Origin of the sequence: Pseudomonas sp. RIT-PI-o (genome assembly GCF_001297215.1) — a bacterium.
GTDB classification, from domain to species: domain Bacteria; phylum Pseudomonadota; class Gammaproteobacteria; order Pseudomonadales; family Pseudomonadaceae; genus Aquipseudomonas; species Aquipseudomonas moraviensis_A.
The window spans coordinates 1-2,122 of record NZ_LHPA01000030.1 but is presented as its reverse complement, the minus strand read 5'-3'; the positions used below and the strand labels follow the sequence as shown (position 1 = coordinate 2,122).

Sequence of the window (2,122 nt, the reverse complement as noted above, 5' to 3'; positions counted from 1 at the left end):
ACGGCCCGGGCAAATCGCTTTGCGCAATGGGCGACACCGCCAGTGCACGAATCCGCGACTCTTTCGGATCCTGGGTGCCGCGTGTCACGGTGTAGCTCAGGGTGATCGACTTGGCGAGGTTGAAGGCGATTACCGACACGGCTAGTGGGATTTCCTGCGGACCAAGGGTAGTGACCCGCCATGGATCCGTGGTGTGCGAACCGGCGGGAAGCGTGCCCTCGGCGCCGGTCCACGTGACGATAATCGTGTCGCCGTTAAGCGCGTCATAGTCGACCACTGCCGTCAGTGCGCTTTGCGCATCGAGCGGATCAAGGCTGGTGTCGTTCGGTGCCTCTTTGATTTTCGGCTCTTTCAGATCCAGCGCCACGCCGACACTGAACGCCAGCGTATCCGAATAACTCGTTCCACCCGCTGCGCGCTTGATGTCGTAATACGCCTTCACCGTCCCGCCTTCGTTGCCCTTGATCAGTTCGGCCTTGATCGGGAACGCCACAGGCTGGCCGGCGGTGATGGAGCTCAGTTCGACCCGGTCGCTGTTTACGCCGGTAATGGAGCCTTCCCAGACCCGCGTGACGATGTCGCCCTTCACGGTCTTGAGGTAGTTCACGGTCAGCGTGGTGCCGTTGGTATCGGATGGCAGGACGCCGCTGACCACGCCGTCGACTGCCGGCTCGGGCAATTCCTGGCGTGGTTCGCCGATCTGCAGGATATCGGCGTGGATCGATTCGCGGATCGCGTGGGTCTGGTTGAGTTTGCTCATGGTGCCGAGCACCGAGTCCTCGATCAGCAACTGGTAATACAGCTCCAGCTCTTTGCCAATGATCGGTGTCAGGTGCTGCTTGTCGACGATGATCTGCAGCGGAAGTTGGGCGTCCATATCGCCTTGGGTAATCGGTCGCAGGTTCAGGTTCGGCAGGTAGGGGGTCAGGTCGGGGCGAGTGCCGAGCCAAAACAGCTCGATCGCTTGGCCGACGGCGAAGTAGGGGCCGAAGGCAATTTCGATGGTGACCTGTTTCAGGTCCGGATCCAGCGGATCGATGGCGCCTTGTCTGGCCTCCAGCGCCACGGGAGCGGGGAGCCGGTGAATCTCGCCGATGGCGCTGATGAACTGGGTTTTGGCATCCCGTTGTGCGCTGCCGTCGGCCTTCTCCAGGCGATAAGACAGGGCGATCTGAGCCTGAGCCAGTTGGCGCAGCACGGCGTTGGACACGATGATCTCAGGAACGCTGGGCACGCTGATCAAGACTTTTCCCGGTAATTCAATGTCGATCGGCGGACCTTCTTGCGGGGTGCCTTTGATTCGGACAAAAATGGTGTCACCTACCTCGAAGTCTATCGGTTGTGGAGGGACTGGAGGGGGCGAAGGTGGGGGAGGGTTTACGGCCATAACTTGAACCGTACCGTCGGCGTCGCCCAGGTTGTCGACGTCCAGTACGTTGTTGATAGCCTCCTTGAGCAAAGGCGCGCCCAGCCGGGTTTTGTCAAGGGTCACGACTACCCGTTGCTCGACGCTCCAGCCGTCGGAGCGATTGTCGACCAGGTCGTAAACTTCGAAGGCCACGGCCAGCCCTGCCTCGCCAGAGTCGCCGGCGTCTACGATGGTTTCCTTTGGAATGGTCACGATAACCGGCGTCTCGCCGTCAGCCTGTTCCTGGGTCAGTGCAGGGCCAGAAAAGAACATTCCGCCCCAGCTGAACTGAGGCGTATCGCCAGCGGCGGCGAACAGATAAGGCGGCGAGCCATCAGCTTTTCCGAGAGTGATCGATACGCCAGCATCGACGTTACCCTGGTGGACACCGTCCTTCAAAATATCCTCGGGAATGCTCATCACCAGTCCCGGGTGCCCCGGCCCCTCGCTATGGTCAGGACCACCGGGGAGGGTGAGTTTGACCAGCACCTGCATCACTTCCGAGGGTTCGGGCGTACCGCCGAGGCGGGTGACGGTGTAGGAGAGCGTGTGCATTCCTTCGGTAAGGTGTCTGGCCTCCACGAACATTTGCAGCTCGGTGCCGACCGCATCCTCATCAACGATTTCCAGCGCTATCTGCAGATCGGAGTCCCGCAAGATGCGCAACGAGTCGCGGTTACCCATCGTCCCCCAAGGCCCGGCCTGGCAGAGCAG

General features: G+C 61.0%; 1 pseudogene. It reads right to left on the bottom strand.

From position 1 onward, the window contains the following. Nucleotides 1-2,122 (bottom strand): annotated as a pseudogene (locus AEQ63_RS28680) (hypothetical protein); the annotation flags it as partial.